Genomic DNA, 1,445 nt, shown 5'->3' on the forward strand with positions numbered 1-1,445 from the left:
GGCACCGACGGCGAAACCGCCAAGGAAGCCGTGGCCGCGCTGGCCGACAAGTCCGGCGACTGGTACGGCTGCGTCTTTGCCGACGAGGGCCTGACCGTCGAGGATCACCTTGACGTGGCCGCCTTTGTCGAAGCCTCCGCCAAGGCCCGCATCTACGGCGTCACCGTCACCGACAGCCGCGCGCTGGACGCCGGATACGCCGAGGACGCCGCCAGCAAGCTCAAGGAGCTGGCCCGCAAGCGCACCATCGTGGCCTACAGCCGCAATCCCTACGCCATCGTCTCCGCGCTCGGCCGCGCCTTCACCGTGAACTTCTCGGCCAACCGCAGCACCATCACCCTGAAGTTCAAGCAGCTTCCCGGCGTCGCCGCCGAGGGCCTCACCGAAACGCAGGCGAAAGCCCTCGAAGCCAAGCGCTGCAACGTGTTCGCCGCCTACGACAACGAAACCGCCATCTTCCAGGAAGGCGTGATGTCCGGCCCGGCCTACTTCGACGAGATCCACGGCCTCGACTGGCTTCAGAACGCCATCCAGTCCGAAACCTGGAACCTGCTCTACCAGTCCAAGACCAAGATCCCCCAGACCGACGCGGGCGCCAACCAGATCATCACCTGCATCGAGGCCGTGCTCGGCGAAGCCGTGAACAACGGCCTTGTGGCTCCGGGCACGTGGAACGCCGACGGTTTCGGCCTGCTGGAACGCGGCGATTATCTCGACAAGGGCTACTACGTATACACGACCCCCGTGGCCGAACAGGCGCAGTCCGAGCGCGAGCAGCGCAAGTGCCCGCCCATCCAGATCGCCGCCAAGCTTGCCGGGGCCATCCATTTCGTCGACGTGCAGATCGACGTCAACCGCTGATTGAGGACGGAAAACCATGGGACATTCGTATAGCTTTCTTGATGTGCAGGCTTCCATCTACGGGCCGGGCGGCAACGTCTCCCTCGCCGGAGACGAGGCCGGGGTCGAACAGGGCGGCATCACCGTCACGCCCGCCGGCGAGCGGAGCAAGATGACCGTCGGGGCCGACGGCTCCGTGATGCACAGCCTGCTCGGCGACAAATCCGGCACCGTGTCGGTCAAGCTGCTCAAGACCTCCAGCGTCAACGCGGCGCTCCAGATCATGTACAACCTCCAGACCACCACCGGCGCCCAGCACGGCATGAACACCATCGTCATCCGCGACGTTGCGCGCGGCGACGTGATCACCTGCCAGAACTGCGCCTTTGCCAAGCAGCCCGCCATCACCTACGGCACCGATGCCGGGGCTGTGGAGTGGACGTTCAACGCCGGGTCCATTTCCTTCCTGCTGGGGATGTAGCCATGCAGTTCACCATCAAGGACAAGACCTTCGATTCCGGCAGGCTGAACGCCTTCCAGCAGCTCCATGTGGTGCGGCGTCTGGCCCCGGTGACCGAGCGGCTCGTGGCCCTCGCCGGAAGCGC

Annotated in this window: 2 protein-coding genes; both read left to right on the forward strand. The window is 65.3% G+C overall.

What is annotated here, in order from left to right:
* Nucleotides 1-861 (forward strand): DUF3383 family protein (locus tag HMPREF0178_RS19800; RefSeq protein ID WP_009369316.1); only part of this gene is annotated, 861 nt, incomplete at its 5' end.
* A 16-nt stretch (nucleotides 862-877) separates the two neighbouring features.
* Complete coding sequence (locus HMPREF0178_RS19805; RefSeq protein WP_005027516.1) at nucleotides 878-1,321, forward strand: phage protein; 444 nt, start codon at nucleotides 878-880, stop codon at nucleotides 1,319-1,321.
* The last annotated feature ends 124 nt before the right edge of the window (nucleotides 1,322-1,445 follow it).

Source organism: Bilophila sp. 4_1_30, assembly GCF_000224655.1.
In the GTDB taxonomy this organism is placed as follows: domain Bacteria; phylum Desulfobacterota; class Desulfovibrionia; order Desulfovibrionales; family Desulfovibrionaceae; genus Bilophila; species Bilophila wadsworthia.

Bases quoted from the DNA above. Each gene is read 5' to 3' on its own strand.
- HMPREF0178_RS19805 (WP_005027516.1), top strand. From the start codon at position 878: ATGGGACATTCGTATAGCTTTCTTGATGTGCAGGCTTCCATCTACGGG.